The sequence below is a fragment of the Schaalia sp. JY-X169 genome (assembly GCF_014069575.1).
In the GTDB taxonomy this organism is placed as follows: Bacteria; Actinomycetota; Actinomycetes; order Actinomycetales; family Actinomycetaceae; genus Scrofimicrobium.
The window spans coordinates 33154-52648 of the sequence record NZ_CP059675.1; the positions used below are offsets into that span (position 1 = coordinate 33154).

At 59.2% G+C, this 19495-nt stretch carries 16 protein-coding genes and 1 tRNA gene; 6 read left to right on the plus strand and 11 right to left on the minus strand.

Annotation, left to right across the window (positions count from 1 at the left end):
- Position 1: 1 nt before the first annotated feature.
- A complete protein-coding gene (locus H2O65_RS00155; RefSeq protein WP_259349528.1) occupies positions 2 to 769 on the plus strand; it encodes a class E sortase in 768 nt (255 codons plus the stop codon).
- 10 nt (positions 770 to 779) lie between these two features.
- A complete protein-coding gene (locus tag H2O65_RS00160) occupies positions 780 to 932 on the plus strand; it encodes a hypothetical protein (RefSeq protein WP_182141628.1) in 153 nt (50 codons plus the stop codon).
- Between the two features lie 7 nt (positions 933 to 939).
- Here the strand turns inward: H2O65_RS00160 and pknB are convergent, their stop codons facing one another.
- From pknB to H2O65_RS00195, 7 genes are read right to left on the minus strand one after another with little or no spacing between them, the layout of a single operon-like run.
- The gene (pknB, locus tag H2O65_RS00165; RefSeq protein ID WP_182141629.1) at positions 940 to 2793 is read right to left on the minus strand and encodes a Stk1 family PASTA domain-containing Ser/Thr kinase; all 1854 of its coding nucleotides are present in this window, start codon (positions 2791 to 2793) and stop codon (positions 940 to 942) included.
- On the minus strand, positions 2766 to 4028 hold the full coding sequence (locus H2O65_RS00170) for a serine/threonine-protein kinase (protein ID WP_182141630.1): 1263 nt from the start codon (positions 4026 to 4028) through the stop codon (positions 2766 to 2768). The genes pknB and H2O65_RS00170 overlap by 28 nt, the downstream gene beginning before the upstream one ends.
- Positions 4025 to 5476, minus strand: coding sequence for a penicillin-binding protein 2 (locus tag H2O65_RS00175; protein ID WP_182141631.1), 1452 nt, complete (start codon positions 5474 to 5476; stop codon positions 4025 to 4027). Before H2O65_RS00175 ends, H2O65_RS00170 begins: the two co-directional genes overlap by 4 nt.
- On the minus strand, positions 5473 to 6888 hold the full coding sequence (locus H2O65_RS00180; RefSeq protein WP_182141632.1) for an FtsW/RodA/SpoVE family cell cycle protein: 1416 nt from the start codon (positions 6886 to 6888) through the stop codon (positions 5473 to 5475). Before H2O65_RS00180 ends, H2O65_RS00175 begins: the two co-directional genes overlap by 4 nt.
- Complete coding sequence (locus H2O65_RS00185; protein ID WP_182141633.1) at positions 6888 to 8168, minus strand: Stp1/IreP family PP2C-type Ser/Thr phosphatase; 1281 nt, start codon at positions 8166 to 8168, stop codon at positions 6888 to 6890. The genes H2O65_RS00180 and H2O65_RS00185 overlap by 1 nt, the downstream gene beginning before the upstream one ends.
- Entirely contained in the window at positions 8168 to 8653 is a 486-nt protein-coding gene (locus H2O65_RS00190; RefSeq protein WP_182141634.1) for an FHA domain-containing protein, read from the minus strand. The genes H2O65_RS00185 and H2O65_RS00190 overlap by 1 nt, the downstream gene beginning before the upstream one ends.
- 6 nt (positions 8654 to 8659) lie before the next feature.
- On the minus strand, positions 8660 to 9370 hold the full coding sequence (locus tag H2O65_RS00195; protein WP_182141635.1) for a DUF3662 and FHA domain-containing protein: 711 nt from the start codon (positions 9368 to 9370) through the stop codon (positions 8660 to 8662).
- Between the two features lie 277 nt (positions 9371 to 9647).
- Between H2O65_RS00195 and H2O65_RS00200 the strand changes: the two genes are divergently transcribed.
- The 4 genes from H2O65_RS00200 to H2O65_RS00215 all read left to right on the plus strand — a co-directional run bounded on the left by H2O65_RS00200 (position 9648) and on the right by H2O65_RS00215 (position 15032).
- Positions 9648 to 9734 (plus strand) — tRNA-Leu (locus H2O65_RS00200).
- Positions 9735 to 10420: 686 nt separating this feature from the next.
- Positions 10421 to 10846 (plus strand): hypothetical protein, encoded by a 426-nt coding sequence (locus H2O65_RS00205; protein WP_182141636.1) that lies wholly within the window; start codon positions 10421 to 10423, stop codon positions 10844 to 10846.
- 94 nt (positions 10847 to 10940) lie between these two features.
- The gene (cls, locus tag H2O65_RS00210) at positions 10941 to 12416 is read left to right on the plus strand and encodes a cardiolipin synthase (RefSeq protein ID WP_182141637.1); all 1476 of its coding nucleotides are present in this window, start codon (positions 10941 to 10943) and stop codon (positions 12414 to 12416) included.
- A gap of 159 nt (positions 12417 to 12575) precedes the next feature.
- Complete coding sequence (locus H2O65_RS00215; protein ID WP_182141638.1) at positions 12576 to 15032, plus strand: GH36-type glycosyl hydrolase domain-containing protein; 2457 nt, start codon at positions 12576 to 12578, stop codon at positions 15030 to 15032.
- Here H2O65_RS00215 and H2O65_RS00220 read toward each other — a convergent pair.
- The 4 genes from H2O65_RS00220 to H2O65_RS00235 all read right to left on the minus strand — a co-directional run bounded on the left by H2O65_RS00220 (position 15029) and on the right by H2O65_RS00235 (position 19494).
- Positions 15029 to 16078, minus strand: coding sequence for a LacI family DNA-binding transcriptional regulator (locus H2O65_RS00220; protein ID WP_182141639.1), 1050 nt, complete (start codon positions 16076 to 16078; stop codon positions 15029 to 15031). The genes H2O65_RS00215 and H2O65_RS00220 overlap by 4 nt on opposite strands.
- 155 nt (positions 16079 to 16233) lie before the next feature.
- The gene (locus H2O65_RS00225) at positions 16234 to 17448 is read right to left on the minus strand and encodes an ABC transporter permease (RefSeq protein WP_182141640.1); all 1215 of its coding nucleotides are present in this window, start codon (positions 17446 to 17448) and stop codon (positions 16234 to 16236) included.
- Positions 17448 to 18149 carry an ABC transporter ATP-binding protein gene (locus H2O65_RS00230; RefSeq protein ID WP_259349529.1) on the minus strand — a complete coding sequence of 234 codons (702 nt, stop codon included), beginning with the start codon at positions 18147 to 18149 and terminating at the stop codon, positions 17448 to 17450. Before H2O65_RS00230 ends, H2O65_RS00225 begins: the two co-directional genes overlap by 1 nt.
- Entirely contained in the window at positions 18136 to 19494 is a 1359-nt protein-coding gene (locus H2O65_RS00235) for a hypothetical protein (RefSeq protein ID WP_220458755.1), read from the minus strand. Before H2O65_RS00235 ends, H2O65_RS00230 begins: the two co-directional genes overlap by 14 nt.
- Between the last annotated feature and the right edge of the window lies 1 nt (position 19495).

Here is a 19495-nt window from a genome sequence, read left to right on the forward strand (position 1 = left end):
CGTGGCAGAAACTGGAGCGCCACCACGCAGAAAGACCTCCCCGTGGAGGGCCCTGGTTGGGGTCTTCGGTGAACTGCTCATCACACTGGGTCTATTCTTGATGCTCTTCATCGTCTGGCAGCTGTGGTGGACATCTTTCCAGCTTGAAGGCAGCGTGAGGTCAGAGATCAACCAGTTCCAAGAGGAATTTCCGCCCTCGCCAACCGGTACAGCGGAGGCAGAGTTCACGGACATCCAGCGGACGGATGAACCTCCTGCGGTTGGTGACATCCCGGAGAATGAGATCTTTGGTTTGCTACACGTCCCACGATGGAACTACCGTGTCATGCCGATAGCCCAGGGGACAAACCACTACGTCCTCGACAATGGGTGGGCTGGTCACTATCCAGAAACGCAGCAAGCGGGAGAAATTGGCAACTTCGCAATCGCTGCTCACCGCCGCACCTACATGAACAACTTCCGACGGATTGACACGTTGGAGGACGGTGACCCGATTGTTGTTGAGACCGCCGAAGCGTACTTGGTATACAAGGTGACCGGACGAGAGATTGTTGACCCGAGTGCAGTGAGAGTTGTCTTGCCGGTGCCAAACGAGCCCGGGGTCGAGCCGACAAAGCGCATCATGACCATGACAACATGCCATCCCGAGTTTGGGAACTCGGAGCGCTTCATTGTCTGGAGCGAAATGCAGTACTGGGTTTCAAAATCCGATGGGATTCCCATTGTGTTGAAAGATGAACCTGCCGGCGGCGGGCACGACGGAACGTGAGGTAAGCACAATGTACGGATGGATCTTCCGCCACCTACCGGGCCCGGTTTGGCTCAAAGTGGTCTGGGCACTGCTTCTGGTAGCTGCCGTGGTGTTCGCCCTTTTCGAGTGGGTCTACCCATGGTTCAACGCCACTTTCTTTGATACGACGGTTACCACGTAGCCCGGCCTCAGTCTCCCGACTGCGGCGGGACCGGAGTTGGGGCGGGCGCGGGACCCGTTGAAACAACCAGGTTGATGACCTGACCCTGGGGCACGACACCCGTGGGACTCATGGAGATCACAGCACCCTCAGGGACAGAGTCACTGTGCTCATAGGTGATGTTTGGGACCCCTCTCAGGGCTTCAATTCGGGCAATAGCGTCGCTGATTGGTTGACCAACCATCCCCGGCATCTCAACCTGGCCCGATGAAACCGTCAGGTTAATCCGCGCGCCCTCCTTCTCCGTGCTGCCACTGGCAGGACTGGAGCGAATGACAATATCCTTAGCGAACTCTGCGTCATTTGCAGTGTCAACTCTTCCCACCACAAATCCTGCACCCTCAAGGAGTGCGGTTGCGTCGGTCAGTGAAAGGCCCGATGTCACAGGTACCTGTTCGGTGGACACCCCACCCGAGAGGCGAACAACCACGGTCGTCCCAACCTCAGCTTCGCTGCCGGCCGACGGATTAGTCTCCGCGACATTTCCCTCTTCAACTTCGGAATCCATGACGGGATTCGCACTATCCAGACTGAATACAAGCCCTTCGGCCTCGATAGCAGCCCTAGCCTGCACCTGTGACAAACCAATGACATAAGGTACGGGGACTAACTCCGCCTCAGGGGTTGAATTGGGTCGCATCATCATGAAAATGACAAGTCCAACGATTGCGGCGGCCAAGGCAACCAGGAGCCAAATAAGAACCGTCAGCCCCGTGTTCTTCTTTTTCCTCTGGGCTTGCCCCGTGGCTGGTATGGCCCCGGTTGTTGTCGGGTCCCCAACCCCAGTTTGCGCACCCGCACGAGTGGGACCGGTGTAAGCCATCGTCTGCGTCGCGGCGTTCATCTGTTGGGTTGTCGCGCCCATTGCCTGGGTGGCAGCCGTTTGGCTCAGTGCTGCGCCGGCAGCCGCACCCGCCGCACCCGCCGCCGAATAAGCTGCGACAGGGGGAGCCTGAATGGGGAGCCCATCGGCGGCGCGCATCAGATCAACCTCCATGTCGGACGCGCTCGCATAGCGGTCTGCCGGATTCTTGGCCAGGGCTTTCATTGTTACCCGGTCCAGTTCAGATGGCACATCACTAGCTAGAGAGGAAGGCACAGGCGGTGACTCGTTGACGTGTTGGTAGGCCAGGGAGACCGCAGAATCCCCGTTGAAGGGCGCCTGTCCTGTCAAGAGTTCAAACAGGAGGCAACCCGCAGAGTAGATATCAGATCTCTCATCAACGGACTCGCCGCGTGCCTGTTCCGGGGAGAGATACTGCGCCGTACCAATGACAGCATTCGTCTGGGTCATTGTGGCTTGCGAATCTGCCAGCGCCCGGGCAATGCCGAAGTCCATGACTTTAACTTTGCCGCTATTCGTCAGCATGACGTTTCCTGGCTTGATGTCACGATGAACCAGCCCAGCAGAGTGTGCATACTGCAGGGCATTCAAGACCCCGCTGGTAATCTCAACGGCCTCGGGAATCGGCACGGGGGTAGCGTCGCTCAAGAGCTCTTTTACCGTGTGTCCCTCCACGTACTCCATAACGATGTAGGGAACCGAGATGACCTTCCCATCTGAGCCACGCACAGGTTCGTCACCCGTGTCATACACGGCCACGATGTTGGGATGGTTCAGAGAAGCTGATGCTTGCGCCTCGCGACGGAACCGCGTCTGGAAGACGGCATCCCGAGCCAGGTCGATGCGGAGCATCTTGATAGCCACCAAGCGCGAAAGCCGAGTATCGCGGCCCAGATGCACCTGGGCCATTCCGCCCCGCCCAATGAGCGAACGGACCTCGTATCTTCCCCCTAGTAGACGGGAATCGGCGTCAGCCATGGTTCAACCTCCAGATATGTGGATGCACTCCCCTGGGGGACGTACGCGGTGGTTTCAGGGTCATCTCGCAGCATTGCGATAATAATGAGGACGATTGTGAGGATGATCAGACCCCCGATGACCAGTAGGCCAGGGTCCAGTGAAGGCTTGGTATCGGGTCTGGACTCTGCTCGGGTGGGTATCTTCTCCCGCGGAGAAGGGGCATTCCTTTCACCCTCCTTGAGCGGTACCCACTTCCGTGGTGGTGGTGCCGCGGGGCGCGGTGTGAAGGAAACCGCTGACGGTCGAATTCTCTGGGGTTCACGATCGACCTCAACGGCCGCGGCCGCTTCGGGTACGCGTCTCAGTGGTGTCATCCCAGCGGTTGTCCCAAGCTCTTCGGCCACATGGTTCAAGAGTCTTACAAGTGCGGTTCCTGAAGTGGGTCGGTCTGACGGGTCCTTCTCAAGCAACCTATACACAACATCCGCAAGAGGTTGAGGAACATCATCGGGAAGTGCAGGCACGTCCTCGTTCACGTGTGCCATCGCAATCTCAACAACAGTCTTGCCGGTGAACGGACGGTAGCCTGCAAGTGCCTCATATGCGATCACACCCAGGGAGTACAGGTCTCCTGAATGCGTGGCCACAGAACCCATGGCCTGTTCCGGCGCCAAGTACTGAGCGGTTCCCATGACCATCCCAATCGCGGTCAGGTTCGCTTGTCCGGCGGTGTACGAAATCCCGAAGTCAGTTAGCTTCACCATGCCGTCTGGGCGGACCATTATATTCGCGGGCTTTATGTCGCGGTGAATAATCCCTGCCTGGGCAGCTCCGTCGAGGGCGAATGCGGTTTGACTGAGGATGGGAATCAGTTCCTCCGCGCTCAGACGCTTGCCATCGCCAACGTAGTTCGTCAGGGGCTCACCTGCGACCAACTCCATGACAATCCACCCCTGACCATCACTTTCACCCGAATCGAGAACTGCGGCGATATTGGGGTGGTGGGCTTTCATGGCATTGCGCGCTTCAATGCGTAGGCGCGACAGAGAGATCTCTTCGCCTGTCAGCTCTGGACGCAGCACCTTGGCTGCGACCAGTGTTCCAGTCCGTGTGTCGCGGGCGCGCCACACCTCTCCCATCCCTCCGGTAGCGATGCGATTGATGAGGTTGTAGCGTCCCTGAAGTTGGAGTCCAGCCTTTAGCGTTGGGGTACTGCCATTGTGGGACGAGGGTGAAATGGGAGTGTTGGTCATCGCAAACCTACTTCCAAGAGGGTGCCTGCGATTGGGGCAGCCACGTCACCCCCGTGCGGTGCAGGTCGCGCATCGGTGCCTTCAACCAACACCGCAACAACCAGCTGGGGGTCATCTGCGGGTGCGTATGCGACAGTCCAGGCATTTGTCCTGGCACCGTCCCCGACCTCGGCCGTGCCCGTCTTGGCAGCAACTTGGATGTTAGACAGAGCCGCAGCTTGCCCAGAGCCGTAGCTCTCGTTCACTGCAGCAACCATCATTGAGCCAATCTCGCTGGCAATACTTGCACTCACTGGGTTGCCGATCGACTTCGGGTCAGTAGTGGAGCGCACCTGGTTGTCGGCGTCAACAATCGACTCCACCATGAAAGGCTCCATCATTTCGCCGCCGTTCGCGATGCTTTGGGTGACCATCGCCATCTGCATAGGGGTTGCCTGCACTTCGAACTGGCCGATCGAACTCATCGCGAGTTGGGCTGCATCCACATTGGCCGGGAAGGTTGAGGGGGTGACGGTCAAGGGGATCTTGAAGGTCTCACCAAATCCGAACCGCTCGGCCATTTCGGCGAGGGCGCCCTCGGACAACGTCTGAGATTCGATGACGAAGGCCGTGTTGCAGGAACGAGCGAAGGCCTCGGTCAAGGTCGGATTGCCGTCCCCACACTCGGATTGATCCACGTTTGAGATTGACGTGTCAGTGTTAGGAAGCACGGTAGATACGGGGGCCTCAACGTTGGTGTTTGGTGAAACTCCGGCCTCCAGAAGTGCAGCCGTCGTAATGATCTTGAAAACAGATCCCGGTGCGTAGCGGTTTCCCGCTATGGCCCGATTATCAAGGGGACGAGCCGGGTCCGCTTCTAAGGTTGCGGCAGCTTCAGCGGCAATGGAGGTGTCCAGTGAGGAGAGTGGATTCGGGTCGAAAGACGGTGAGGAGTACAGTGCGCGAACTGCTGACGTCTTGGCGTCAAGCACGACAACAGCGCCAGGATTAGAGCCAAGAAGGTCAGCTGCGGAACGCTGCAAGTCTGGATTGATGGTGGTCACAACACCGCCGCCCTGGCGGGGTGTCCCAGCAATAAGCGAACGCATTCTCTGCCAGAACAGTGTGCTGCCTTCACCCTCCAACACGGATGACTCCGCAGCTTCCATTCCGGTTGCAGAAAGGTTCACGGCGGAGAAATAGCCGGTGACTGCCGCGTACAGATCCCCTTCGGGGTAGGAACGTTGAAAGCGCGTAGAATCTTCCTCGCGTTCTGAGAACGCAACGGGACTTCCGGCAACGATGATCGGCCCACGATCACGTTCCGCTGCCTCAAGGTAGCGTCTGGCATTGCGGCTGTCAGCGACCAGGTCTGGTGCCTGCACAAACTGCACCCACGTGACGGATATACCCAGCATTGCGAAGAGGCCGAGGACGACAAGGAAGACGCGGCGGATCTGGGGATTCATGCGCTCACCTCCGGCACTGAGGCGGTGGTGGGAGCTGGCTCATCTCTCTTCGCGTCACCCACATACCACGGTTGAGGGCGCGGACCTGGCCGACGAGCACTGTCGGAGATGCGTAGCAGTAGACCAACCATGATCCAAGAAGACAGAAGCGAGGAACCCCCTTGGGCAAGGAACGGGGCAGTAAGACCTGTCAGGGGGATGAGCAGTGTGATTCCACCCAGGACAACAAACACCTGAAGTGCAAACGAAAATGACAGCCCGACAGCAAGCAGCTTCCCAAACCCATCACGGGACCCGAGGCCAGCCCGCAAGCCGCGCTCAATAAGCAGCAGATAGAGCAAGAGGATGGCGATAATACCCACCAGGCCAAGCTCTTCGGCTAGTGAAGAAAGTATGAAGTCAGAATGCGCGAGCGGTACTAGCTGTGGGTATCCCCGCCCCCATCCCGTCCCCAACAGCCCGCCCGTGGCCATTCCAAAAAGTCCTTGTACGACCTGAAAGGACCCTCCCGTCGCATCGTAAACCGCTGGGTCGAGGGCGTTGAGCCAGACCGTGAACCTATTCCGGACGTGAGGGAATGCCTTTATGGCAACGAATGCGGCAGGAATGAAGAGAACGGCACCGATGACGAGCCAAGACACCCTATTTGTTGCCACGTAGAGCATCGCGACAAAGAGGCCGAAGAAGAGCAGTGAAGTTCCCAAGTCCCTTTGAAGCACCAGGATGGCGATGCCGAGGAGCCAAACCACAAGGATCGGACCCAGGTCGCGGAGGCGCGGCATCCTCATACCGAGTACCTTTGGCCCGCCGACTGAGAGCTTGTCCCTGTTTGCCACCAGGTAACCTGCAAAGAAAATTGCCAGAGTGACCTTGACGAACTCAGCTGGTTGGAATGTGAAACCGGCGATCTGTGCCCACACTTGCGAGCCGAAGTTCTCCACACCTATCCCCGGAATAACGGGTAGCAGGAGGAGCAGAAGCGAAATCACCATGAACGTGTAGGTGTACTTGGCAAGTGACCTGTGGTTGCGAACAACTACGAGGACAGCGGCCATCGCCACCACGCCACCGATTGCGAAGACCGCTTGCCGTGCGCTGTTCGTGCCATACCCCATCTGGGCATAGGACAGGTCCAGGCGGTAAATCATCGCTAGTCCCAGGCCGCTCAGCGCAACCGCAATAGGCAGGATGACAGGGTCGGCGTAGGGGGCAGCAAAACGTACTACGACCTCGGCGAAAACGGCACTACCAATGAACAGTGCCATGATGAGGGTTAGGTTTGCCGGGGTCGCACCCGTCTTGTTGACACTTGCGAGGACGAGGCCGGAGAGGCCAATCGAGACGGCTATCACTAGCAGGACAAGCCGCGAAAACCCCAGGGTTCGCCCCGGTGAAACCTCAACGGTTGCCATCAGTCTCCCCCTGACATTGCGGGCAATCCTGACTGCCCGCTCTGAGCCTCCCGGGCCAGCGCAGGCAGCTTCTGGGTGGAGGTTGTGACTACCCGCGCCCTCACTTCGGCAAGGTAGGCGTCGATCTCTTCGAGGGAGGAGCGCACGACAGGGTCCTCAAGGCGCACTTGGTCAGCTTCGGAGAGATTGTCGAGGGAGATATCGGTCACTTCGATCGGTCTTGAAAGCTCTAGCGAGAAAATACGCTGGGGTATTCCTCGGAAGATGACGACGTTCCCATTGTCTTGCATTGCATAGTACTGACTTTGGGACCACTGCCAGAGTGCCACATTTCCAGCAAGAATAACGAGGAGGGCTAGGAATACGCCTCCAAGGAGTGCCCACCGACGTCGACGCCGTGGTTTGGGGGAGGGGATCTCGCGGTCATCGGGCTCAGCCACTTCGGCGGTCAGAGCTGCCGCTCTTCCGGCGGCCCCGTGCGTTCCCTTCGTGGGCTCGTTATAGTTCACGGCTGCGGCCCCAACGACAATGGGTTGTTCGCTGAGTGTCGAAATGTCGTCCTCGACATCCGCGACAATGCACGTCACATTGTCGGGACCGCCGCCCAGTAGTGCGAGCTCCACAAGTTTTTCGCAGCAGGCGTCGGGGTCACTGTTTTCAACCAAGACTTCTTGGAGTGTCTCCTCCGAAACAACTCCTGAGAGGCCATCCGAACAGAGCAGCCAGCGGTCACCCGGCACGGCCTCGCGCACCGTCTCATCCAGCTCAACCTCTCCAGGTGCGTCACCCAACACGCGAAGAATGTAGTTGCGTTTGGGGTGCGTCTCGGCCTCTTCCTTAGTGATTTGCCCCGTATCAATCAGGTACTGAACGAAAGAGTGATCCGTGGTTATCTGGGTGAGTTCGCCATTGCGTAGTAGATAGGCGCGAGAGTCGCCAATGTGCGCCATGGCGAGCTTGTTGCCTGAACGAAGAATGGCTGTGCAGGTCGTGCCCAGCCCCCGCAGTTCACGATCATTCGAGGATCTTTCAACCAGCTCATTGTGTGCGGTTTGGAGAGCATGGTTCATGGTCTCCAAAAGAGTGGAAGCAGTTCCGGAAAAGTCGTCCAATGGAGCCAGATTTGCAACCACAATCGAAGAAGCAATGTCTCCTCCCGCCGCGCCGCCCATTCCATCTGCGACAACTAGGAGTCGCGGTCCCGCATAAGCCGAATCCTGGTTGTTGCGGCGAAGGAGGCCCACGTCGCTGCGCGCCGCGTAGACAAAGCCGATGGCCATCAGCTCACCAGTTCGAAGGTAGTCTGGCCGATTCGTGCTGGAGTTCCGGTGACAAGGGCTTGTGGTTGGAAAACCCTCTCGTCTTCGACAAAAGTCCCGTTGGTTGATCCGAGGTCGATGAGGGTCCATTCTCCATCAACCTGGCGCAGTTCAGCATGTTTGGTGGACACGTATGGATCATCAAGGACAAGGGTTGACGAGGGCGCGCGGCCTATGGAAATTGCCGCAGTGCCAAGTGGGAGCAGAGTTCCTGTGAGGGGACCCCCCGTGATCAGGAGCTTCGTAGGCTGACGACTGATTGCAGCACGGCGTTCCTTCTTGGCCGACTTCTTCTTTCTCGCGGGATCAGGACGACCGCTGCCGCGAGGTGTAACAAAAGTTCCGTAAATGTCACTACGCAGGGTTGCCACAACGGCAAGCACCATTAGCCACAAGAGGATGAGGAATCCGATGCGGAAGACGGTGAATGCGAGGTCGGTGGTCACTTGGGTCTACTCTTCCGGGTGTGTCCAGAACAAGATACGTGTTCGGCCAATGGTGATTTGGTTTCCGTCTAGGAGCGTTGCGGCCTCGACTCGATGCCCTTCAACGAACGTGCCGTTGGTGGACCCCAGGTCGGTAAGGATCACTCCTTGGGGGGTAATCCGGAACTCAACGTGTTTGCGTGAAACCCCGGAGTCGTCGACCTGAATATCTGCTTTCGAGGAGCGCCCAATCACGGTGACATCCTCAGTGAGGAGCCACTTGTCGCCGTCAACGTCAATGATGGGGTGCGTTGGAGTTGGGGTGGCGCCGGTTGCAGGTGCCACGCTTCCCCGCCGAACTTCGGCGATGATCTCTAAGGTTCCGGTGGACTCTTCGTCAGTGCCTTCGAACTTGACAGAAACTGGGCCGGCTAGGACATAGTTCTGCTCTTCCGCGTACCGGGTGGCACCACGCTCAAGCTCTTCGGCTGTGGCTTCGGTTCCCTCGCCCTCCAGGGCTTCGAGGTCGGAGTTTGCGATGCGGACAACAAAGAAGTTGGGGGCAACAGGATTTGCGCTATCAGGCGTTGCGCCCTCGGGAATCTCAATCTGGTCATCCATAACCCGATGGAGAGCCGAGGAGATGTCCACAGGCTTCAAGCCGGAGCGGAACACCTTGGAGAAGACGTTGTTGACGCCCTTCTCGACAGCATTCTCAAAACGGTCAAATATCCCCACATCAGTTCCTCTTGCTAGCACGCGAACGTGATCCACCCACGGTGGACTATTGCATTCTACGTGTACGTGAAAGGTAATAGCAGTTAGTTGTTGTTGCAAACCCGGGTTGTGTCTTGCCTGGGGAAGCGCGTGGCCGCCGTGGTGCTCGTGAGGACCCGTCCTAGTGTGTCCGACACGACGGTAGGTTTGTGGGGTTCAGTTTGACTAGAGGCCCTGCCAGTTCTGTATAGTTGCCTAGTCGCAGGACATCTGGGTGACAGGTATGTTCAGTGGCGAAGCGCGAGTGGCGGAATAGGCAGACGCGCACGGTTCAGGTCCGTGTGCCCGTGAGGGCGTGGGGGTTCAACTCCCCCCTCGCGCACCATATGAAACACCCCTGACCTGGGATTTAGTTCCAAGGGTCGGGGGTTTTTCGTTGCGCGGGCCGGGTGCGCGTTAGCGGGGGATACCGGCCAGAATGTGGTGTTTTAGACGGCGTGTGGTGGGTTAGTTGGAGCGTCCTGTCCATCTTTTTCTGCCTCTTCGCAAAGGAGGCTGTGGGTATCCTTCTCGCCTCTACGACCGGTCACCGTTGCCGTCACTGCCCACCTCAAACCACGAAGTCGAATAACATCGACACATTACACTGTTATTCGACCCGAAACTGTCGATACTATTCGATTTCGCGGAGGCGGAGGCGGAAGTGGAGGTGGAGGCGCGGGTGGGTGTGGGCGCCGCGGGTGTGGGTGGGGCGGTCCAAGCACACGGCGCCCGAGGGGTTCCCCAGCATTGCGGAGCCGGTTGGGGCATACGGAGCCAGTCGGGGCAGGCCATTCTCATATGACACCGTTATGCCAGCCTAACCGGCTCGCTAAGCACAACCGGCTCCTCGACCACCTCCGCGGCAGCACCCTAGGATCTCGAGACCTCCAAACCTACATCCATCACAACCCTTTCCGCTTGACACATTTTGTTGACACATATCTATCTAACATATGATAGATAGTGGGAGGGGTTGAACATCGTGGCGGTGTCAGCCAGCCCTTATCACAACATGTGGAGGAGAAACTTATGAACATCGAGAAGCACAACGAGCGCGTTGAAAAGCACTACGAACACAAAGTCGAGGCGACTGAGGCTCGAGCGGAGAAGCGTGAGGAGCGCATCGAAGGACACCTCGAGAAGCAGGAGGCACGCTACGAGAAGCGAGCTGAGCACGCTGCCGAGCACGCTGAAAAGGTCGCTGCGCACGCGGAGGACCGCCTCGAGCACCTCGCCGAGCGCGGTGCAAGCGAGGAGCGACTCGAAAAGGCGGCAGAGCGCGCCGAGCGACGTGTAGAGCACGCCGCCGAGCATGCTGAGAAGGTTGTTGACCGTGAGGCCGCGAATGCGGAGCACGCTGAAGACCGGGCTGCTGACCAGGCCGTCAAGACCGCCGTGCGTGCGGGTGACCGTGAGGCGAAGCTGGAGGATCTCGAGGCGAAGAAGCTGAAGTAGCACCTGCCGGTTTAAAAGGAGGGGCCCGTACGAACTGTGCGGGCCCGTCTTTGTGCATCACTACGGCAATCGGTTTTCAACTAAGATCTAACAAATGTTAGATTATCAGACTTGGCTTAGCCTGCCCCCACTGATACTTTTTGTAACCGACCTCGTCATTCGAGTCGTCGCACTTTTCGTGGTGCCCCGTAACCGCACCCCAACCTCCGGTACCGCTTGGTTGCTGTTCATCTTCCTGCTCCCCATTCCCGGACTCATCGTCTATCTGCTCATCGGGACGAACCGAATGCCCCGTGGTCGACGTGAGAAGGAAGAACGCGTGATCGCACAGATGCAGAAGGCCGCGAAGGAGGACGCGAAACAGTTCGGTAGCGACCTCGAGGGCCTTCCACCGGGCCTCGAGAACATAGAGAAGCTGGGTCTGGATCTCGGAGCTCAGCCGATGATGGCGGGAAATCGGGCGCACATTACCTATCACTACGAGGAGTCCATCGCGGCGATGGCCGCCGCGATTCGTGAGGCGGAGAACTATGTGCATGTGGAGTTCTATATTCTCTCCCATGATCACGCGACGCACGATGTTTTCGAGGCGATGAGAGAGGTAGTCGCACGCGGTGTCAAGGTTCGGGTGATGCTCGATCACATCGCGACCATGCGCCAGCCAAAACTCTCCGTGACCACCCGCATGCTGGATGAAGTGGGCGCCCAGTGGTGCTTCATGTTGCCGGTACGGCCCTGGCGTGGCCAGTGGCAGCGCCCGGATCTGCGCAACCACCGCAAGATCCTGGTGGTCGACGGACGTATCGGCTTCGTTGGTTCCCAGAATATGGTCGACGCGAGCTACAACAAACCAGGAAACCTGCGACGGGGACTGAAGTGGCGAGACATCATGGTCAAATTCTCGGGGCCTGTCGTATCTAGCCTCAACCGGGTGTTCATGGGCGACTGGTACATCGAAACTGGCGAGCTGCTTGAGGACAGCCCCCCTCGAGTAGCAGACCCCGTGAAGCCCAGCGATTTGCTCGACTGTCAGGTGCTTCCGAGCGGCCCCGGCTTTGGTGAAGAAAACAATCTGCAGGTGTTCATCGCCCTCATGGGAACTGCGAGCAAACGGATCAGCGTGACCAGCCCGTACTTCGTGCCCGATCAGGCGATAATGTACGCACTCAGGGCAGCTACCGCGCGCGGCGTCGAGGTTGAGCTCTTCGTCTCTGAGACCGGCGATCAACCGATGGTTTATCATGCCCAGCGCTCGTATTACGAGGCACTCCTGCGCGCGGGCGTCCGAATCTTCATGTTCAAGCCGCCGTACATTCTGCATTCCAAACACTTCACGATCGACGACTCGATAGCCGTCGTGGGATCGTCGAACATGGACCAGCGGTCCTTCAATCTCAATATGGAGGTCTCAATGGTTGTCAGAGGGGCAGAGTTCGTGCGACAACTCGACGAGGTCAATGCCTACTACCATGACAACTCCCGAGAGCTAACACTCGAGGAGTGGCAGAAGCAGCCGCTACGCAGCCAGTTGCTCGACGGACTGTTCCGCCTCACCTCGGCCCTGCAGTAGGCGTCTCAGAGGCGGTGCCGAACGCGGAAGGTGATCGCCAAGCGAACCAGCGTTGACAAAGTGGTGGCCAGACACAGTTTGAGAGCGCTCTCAGTTCTGGTAGAGTGTGGCCAATCGTCCAGCCAGTGTCAAGAGCGCCCTAGTGAAGAAGGTAGAACAATGAAGTACGGCCACTTCGACGACGCAGCACGCGAGTACGTTGTTACCACCCCACACACCCCCTACCCCTGGATCAACTACCTGGGCACCAAGGACTTCTTCTCCCTCATTTCCCACACCGGAGGCGGCTACGCCTTCTACCGTGATGCCAAGATGCGGCGCCTGCTGCGTTACCGCTACAACAATGTGCCCGTCGACGCTGGGGGACGCATCTTCACCATCAATGATGGGGGAGATGTTTGGAGCCCCTCGTACTTCCCCTACAAGACCGAACTTGACGAGTTCGAAACCCGTCACGGCATGGGCTACACGCGCATCACTGGAAGCCGTGGGGGCCTGCGGGCCTCTGCGTTGTACTTCGTTCCGGTCGAGGGCGATGCCGAGATCCAAATGGTGACGCTCACCAATGAGAGCGACCACGCCAAGACTGTGAACCTCATTAGCTTTGTGGAGTTTGCCCTGTGGAACGCCGAGGACGACCAGACCAACTACCAGCGCAATCTTTCCCTGGCGGAGGTTGAGGTCGAGGGCGGCACAATCTTCCACAAGACAGAGTTCCGCGAGCGCCGCAACCACTACGCCGTCTACTCCGTCAACGAACCCATCGTCGGATTCGACACGGACCGCGACACATTCCTTGGTCCCCAGAATGGGTGGGACGAGGGCGTTGTTGCCCACACTGCTACTTCCGGCAATTCCATCGCCTCCGGCTGGTATCCGATTGGCTCGCACAATCTTGAAGTAACTCTTCAACCGGGTGAGTCTAAGGAGTTCGTCTTCGTCCTCGCCTATGTTGAGACCGCGCAAGATGCGAAGTGGGAGTCCAAAGGCGTTATCAACAAGGCGCCAGCCAGAGAGATTCTGGCGCGCTTTGACACGCCTGCAAAGGTTGAGCGTGAGTTCGCAGCCCTGAAGAACTATTGGGACGACCTCCTGGACGTCTACAAGGTGGACTCCACAAGCCCCGAGCTGGACAGAATGGTCAACATCTGGAACCAGTATCAGTGCATGGTTACCTACAATCTGTCCCGTTCGGCCTCGTACTTTGAAACAGGAATCGGCAGAGGCATGGGATTCCGCGATTCCAACCAGGACCTGCTGGGGTTTGTCCACATGGTCCCCGGGCGGGCGCGCGAACGAATCCTCGACATCGCTGCCACCCAGCTGCCTGACGGATCGGCCTACCACCAGTACCAGCCGCTCACCAAGCGTGGCAACGACGCTGTCGGTTCGGGTTTCAACGACGACCCACTGTGGCTCATCCTCGGTGTGGTCGCCTATGTCAAAGAGACCGGGGACCTGGCCATACTCGACGAAATGGTTCCATTCGACAATGACCCCGCCCAGGCTGCCCCACTAATGGAGCACCTGCGCAGGTCGTTCGACTTCACCATGGACAACCGCGGACCTCACGGTCTGCCCCTGATTGGTCGCGCAGACTGGAACGACTGCCTCAACTTGAACGTGTTTTCCACCGAACCAAACGAGTCCTTCCAAACTGCCCCCAACCGCGAGGGCGGGGTCGCAGAGTCCGTCTTCATTGCCGGGATGGTGGCCGCAATCGGCCCTGAGTACGCGGAACTGGCTCGCCTAATGGGGGACGAGGACGAGGCTGCCCGCGCCGAAGCCAGCGTCCGGGACGTTGTTGAAGCCACGGAAAGGCACGGTTGGGATGGCAAGTGGTTCCGCCGCGCCTACGACTATTACGGTAACCCAGTCGGATCGGCCTCGAACGAAGAGGGACAGATCTGGATTGAGCCGCAAGGCTACTGCGTGATGGGCGGAATCGGGCTCGAGGACGGACGTGCGGTGCAGGCTCTTGACTCGGTCCGGGAACGCCTCAACACCCCCCATGGTTCCGTGCTGCTCAACCCGGCCTACACGGAGTACAAGGTCGAGTTGGGTGAGGTTTCCAGCTACCCGCCCGGGTACAAGGAGAACGCTGGAATCTTCTGCCACAACAACCCGTGGATAACTATCGCGGAAACCATGGTGGGAAGGCCGGAGTACGCCTGGGAGTACTACAAACAGATCGCCCCGGCGTTCCGTGAAGAAATCTCTGACATCCACCGTCTTGAACCCTATGTGTACGCGCAAATGATTGCCGGCAAAGACGCCATCCGTCATGGCGAAGCCAAGAACTCTTGGCTCACCGGTACCGCATCATGGAACTTTGTGGCCGTCTCACAGTATCTTTTGGGGATTCGGCCCGGCTACGGCGGCCTCATCGTTGATCCGCGTATTGGCGCCGAGGTTGGGGAGTTCACTGTTCGGCGCTCCATCCGCGGAGCAGAATACGTTATCCACTATCTCAACACTCATGGTGGGGGAAATGCTGTTGGGGACGAGGGCGGATTCAAACCTGCGTCTCTGACGGTTGATGGCGCGGCGTGGGAGGGCAACACCGTTCCCTACGCACCCGCGGGTACGACCGTCGCGGTTGAGGTTCGCTTCTAAGCAGTCTCGCGAATCACCAGTTCTGTAGGCAGCTGGATCACGCGTGCTTCGCGGGGGTGCATCAGCAACTGCTCTTGGAGCATTTGCGCCATGGATCTGCCCTGCTCATAGGCGTCTTGCTTCACCGTTGTCAGGTATGGGTGCTCGGAGACCGCAGCGGGGGAGTCATCAAAGCCGACAACGGCAATGTCCTCAGGCACCCGCAACCCGCGGGCAATGAAGGTTTTGACAGCTGCCCGAGCCATGAGGTCGTTTGCTGCAAAAACAGCGTCAAAGGGTTCGTTGCCGTCAAGAAGCTCAAGTGCGGCCTTTGCGCCGCCCTCCGCCGTGAAGTCGCTCTCGACAAGCGGGCCCGCGACCCCGGCGGCCCGGACGGCCTGGAGATAACCCGCCGCACGGTCCGCAGCGGACGGCATGTCCTGTGGGCCGGTGATGGCCGCTATGTGCTTGCAGCCCAGGCCAATCAAGTACTCTGTTGCCATCTTTGACGCGGCAGAGTTGTCGACATCAACATAGCTGTGTGCTTCGTCATCGAGGACGGGGCGCCCCCCAAATACCACTGGCATGCGCCGCTCCAGCGCGTCGACCAGCTGGTGTTCGGTGTGGTGAGAGAAGACGAGGACCCCATCGGATTGTCCGCCTGCGAGTGAGGAAAGAACCTTGGGGAACGAGTCCCGTGAGGCGATCATCAGGTTGAGGACCAGATTGGTGCTGGCGAAATGGTCCTGGATGCCCGAAATCATGGCGTGAAAGTAGGGATCTTTGAAGAACAGATCCAAGTCTTCTGGGATCAGTGCAGTAACGACGGAAGCCTGCTTGGATGCGAGTGCCGCAGCAACACGATTGTGGACATAACCCAAATCCGCGATGGCTTTCATGACTGCGTCGATGGTCTTCTGGCTGACATTGGGGGAGCCATTGACTACGCGCGACACCGTGGAGCGGGAAACGCCCGCGGCTGCGCCGACAGACTCCAGTGTGATGCTTCCAAGCAGGCCCTCCGAAGGTGCCTCGACGGAAACCGGGTTCGTGATCTGGTTGGTCATCTGGCCCTTCACCTCACATCCAGTAGGGGTCGAAGTGCTTCAGGTCTGTTGAGGGGCTATTTGTCACCGATCATAGAGCACTAGAGGCCCTAAAGTCCCGGTGGTGGCAGCATTTGGTGAAGGAATTTGGAAGCGCTCCCTAATCGGAGCTAGATTCAGGCGCTGCGCAAAGCGTCGACAGGCTCGATGCGGGCGGCCTTCAAAGCGGGATAGGTTCCCGCGACCAGGCCGACCAGGGCGCCAACAAAGACACCGCCCACCGGAACCCACGGCGCTATGACGGGGGTCCAGTGTTGGAACAAGCAGACACCTAGAAGGACGAAAAGACCGACGGCGACCCCGATCAGTCCCCCCAGCAACCCGGTGGTGAGGGACTCGAGGATGAACTGTTTTGCTATCTGACTGGTCTTCGCCCCCAGTGCGCGCCGCAAACCAATTTCGCCGCGCCGCTCCGTTACGGACAGAAGTGTCACGTTGGCAATGCCGATTCCACCGCCCACCAGTGCGACCACGCCGATTGCCACAAAGAGGACGTTGATGTCTGCGGCAACCTGACCCTGCAGTGCGCTGGGTGGGGTTGGTGCCTTTACCTTGAAAGAGTCGGGATTGTTGGGGTCGAGGGCGATGGGCGCCTGATGTGCGACAACCTGACCAGCCCCCACGTCAGCTTCGATGTCGAGGCTTGTTGCCAACGTCAGCCCGAGGTCGGCGCGTGCTGTTTCAATGGGGACAATGGCGCTGCGAAGCAGGTTGTCGCGGACCCCAACCGCGTCAAGGATGCCGATGACAGAGTAGGCCCGCCCCCCAATGAACACCGCTGGCTGGCCGGAGACCCGGTTGATTCCCAGTCTCTCAGCGGCTTCCTTGCCGAGGACGACAACCCGGTCAGCGCGAACGTTGTGCCCCGCATCAAAGAAGCGCCCCGTCGTGAGGGTTCCCGCAACGACCTCTAAAAGTTCGGGGGAGGCTGCCACAACTGGTGGTGGGGCAACGGCAGCCTCGGCTGGATCTACGACCTGCACGGCCGCTACCTCGGGGGTGGGGCTCACCTCTGCGTACAGGGCCGCCCTCTGAACACCAACAAGGTTCTCTACCCGTTCCACGGAATTCCAGGGGAGCGCAACGGTCACCCTCTCAGTTCCGCCCCTGCCCTCCGCGGTTCCGGGCTCAACGGTCACGCGGGTGGCTTGAAGCAGGTCAAAGCTCTTTGCTATCTGCCCCGCAGTTGTTTGAGCAAGGCCCATGGTCGCGACCAGGGATGCGATGCCGAGGACGGTGCCGAGAAGAGTGATGATGAGGCGGGAGGGCCTGGCTCCAACGCCCTCGAGCGATTCTGCAAGCAGATCCCGCAAGGTGAACCCCTGTGCCATCAGTCCAACTCCGTAAGTCGACCGTCGTGAATGCTTGCGCGCCGCCGCGCACTCTTCGCGACAACCAGGTCGTGGGTGATCATGACGATGGTAAGGCCGTCCTCGGAAAGCTCCTCAAACAAGGCCATCACCCCCTGGGAGTTGGTCTGGTCAAGGTTCCCGGTTGGCTCATCCGCAAGAAGGAGGCGTGGGGACGTGCTGACTGCTCGGGCGATAGCAACGCGCTGCTTCTCTCCGCCGGAAAGTGTTCCGGGGTAGAAGTCGGTGCGGTGGCTCATGTCCACGCGGGCCAGCGCGCCGTGGGCCAGACGCTCGCGATCCTGGCGGGGCACCCCCGCATATGCGGTGGCGAGCATAACGTTTTCGAGGACGGTGCGGGTGTGAAGCAGGTGGAATGACTGGAAGACAAACCCGATCTCACCTCCGCGGATCTCGGCGCGGGCGTCCTCGGATAGGGATGACACGTCAACCCCTTCAAACCAGTAGGTGCCGGTACTGGGGCGGTCAAGCAAACCCAGGGTGTTGAGCATGGTGGACTTGCCGGAACCGGAGGGCCCAACAATAGCCAGATACTCGCCGGGATCAACCGTCAGGTCGATGCCCCGTAACGCGTTGACGGCGGGAGGACCGGGAAAAATGCGGGTAACATCATCCAGACGAATCAGAGGCTGCGGCCGCAAGTACAGATCAGCGGCCGACAACAACTTTTGCTCCGGGTTCGATCCGCGCATCATCAGACTTGATTTCAACGAAGCCTCCGGCCGCGAGGCCAACTGAAACTGCCACGGTCTCAGTGGCGAACGGGTCGGCTTGTGTCGGAACCAAAATCTCCACACGGTTGCCACCATCGGGAGCCGCAGACAGGGCTGCAAGAGGAACAGCCATCACCGTTCCCTCGGTTGAAGCAACGGGGATTGTGACACGAACGTTTGTGCCGCGTAGTTCGCTGATCTGTTCGTCACTCAGAGATCCCGGGTCCAGTTTTAACTGGTAGCGGTCGGAAGTCTGCTCACCTTCGCCCTCGCCTGAGGATTTTGAAGTGGGTGCATCGATGCTGACGATTGTGGCCGTGAGTTCCTCACCGCCCGGGCCCGCATAGACCGCGGGCATCCCGGGGGTAAGCAGTTCGGCATCCTGGCTGGACACCGTGCCTTGGATTGTCAAGGTCGCGCCGGACACGGTCATTGCCGGACCGTCGAGGGCGTCTCCGCGTTTCACGAACACTTCGTCAACCCTGCGGGGCAGAGAAGGCATGAAGAGAACCTCGCCGGAAGGGAGGGTCGGTTGGACTGCTATCTGGGCCTCTTCTAGGGCAGCGTAGGCATCCGAACGGGCGGCTTTGGCTTCAGTAATTCCCGCGTTTTCTACGCTGAGGTCGGTCGCCCCACCTGCTACGGCCGCATTCCACGCGGCGTTGGCTACAGTCACGGCAGTCTCTGCTGAGCGGACAGAGTTCTCTGCCATCCTCAAGGATTCAGTGGCTTCCGGACCTCCCGTTGAGGGGCTGTAGCCAACCCGTTGAAACAGTTCCCCAACTGCGGTGGAAGTGTCCCATTCGAAAAGATCTGATTCGGGATCGCCGGCCCAGTAACCCAGGGCTGCGAGCGCCTGCTTCAACTGGAAAACATCGGGACCGCGCATGCCGATCGACAGTGAGCGGTACGAGGGAAGTTCTCCGGGTAGGACAATGACGGGTCTACCAACCACCTCGAGTGCAACGCTGGCAGCCTCAAAAACGGCACCCACCTCGGGGACCTGACCCGTGACGATGGGCCTGCCTTCAGTGAATGCGGTATCCACCGCGACCTGGACGGGGTCCGCGTAGGTGACCTCCCCACGGGTGGTGACCACGTTCTCGATGACGCGTTCTTCCACCACTGCTGTGACCGGACCCGGTTCGGGGGCCTCGGTGCGTGCCGCAAGTTCCGCGGGAGAGACCAGGAACTGCATAATGAGGACGCCCGCCAGAAGGGATACGACCGCGACCGCAGCAATAAGGGCGACAAGGCGCTTACCGGCCCAGGGGTGCTGCTTCTTCTTGCTCACC

Bases quoted from the DNA above. Each gene is read 5' to 3' on its own strand.
- H2O65_RS00170 (WP_182141630.1), bottom strand. From the start codon at position 4,028: ATGACCAACACTCCCATTTCACCCTCGTCCCACAATGGCAGTACCCCA.
- cls (WP_182141637.1), top strand. From the start codon at position 10,941: ATGTTAGATTATCAGACTTGGCTTAGCCTGCCCCCACTGATACTTTTT.
- pknB (WP_182141629.1), bottom strand. From the start codon at position 2,793: ATGGCTGACGCCGATTCCCGTCTACTAGGGGGAAGATACGAGGTCCGT.
- H2O65_RS00205 (WP_182141636.1), top strand. From the start codon at position 10,421: ATGAACATCGAGAAGCACAACGAGCGCGTTGAAAAGCACTACGAACAC.
- H2O65_RS00220 (WP_182141639.1), bottom strand. From the start codon at position 16,078: ATGACCAACCAGATCACGAACCCGGTTTCCGTCGAGGCACCTTCGGAG.
- H2O65_RS00225 (WP_182141640.1), bottom strand. From the start codon at position 17,448: ATGGCACAGGGGTTCACCTTGCGGGATCTGCTTGCAGAATCGCTCGAG.
- H2O65_RS00160 (WP_182141628.1), top strand. From the start codon at position 780: ATGTACGGATGGATCTTCCGCCACCTACCGGGCCCGGTTTGGCTCAAA.
- H2O65_RS00175 (WP_182141631.1), bottom strand. From the start codon at position 5,476: ATGAATCCCCAGATCCGCCGCGTCTTCCTTGTCGTCCTCGGCCTCTTC.
- H2O65_RS00180 (WP_182141632.1), bottom strand. From the start codon at position 6,888: ATGGCAACCGTTGAGGTTTCACCGGGGCGAACCCTGGGGTTTTCGCGG.
- H2O65_RS00185 (WP_182141633.1), bottom strand. From the start codon at position 8,168: ATGGCCATCGGCTTTGTCTACGCGGCGCGCAGCGACGTGGGCCTCCTT.
- H2O65_RS00215 (WP_182141638.1), top strand. From the start codon at position 12,576: ATGAAGTACGGCCACTTCGACGACGCAGCACGCGAGTACGTTGTTACC.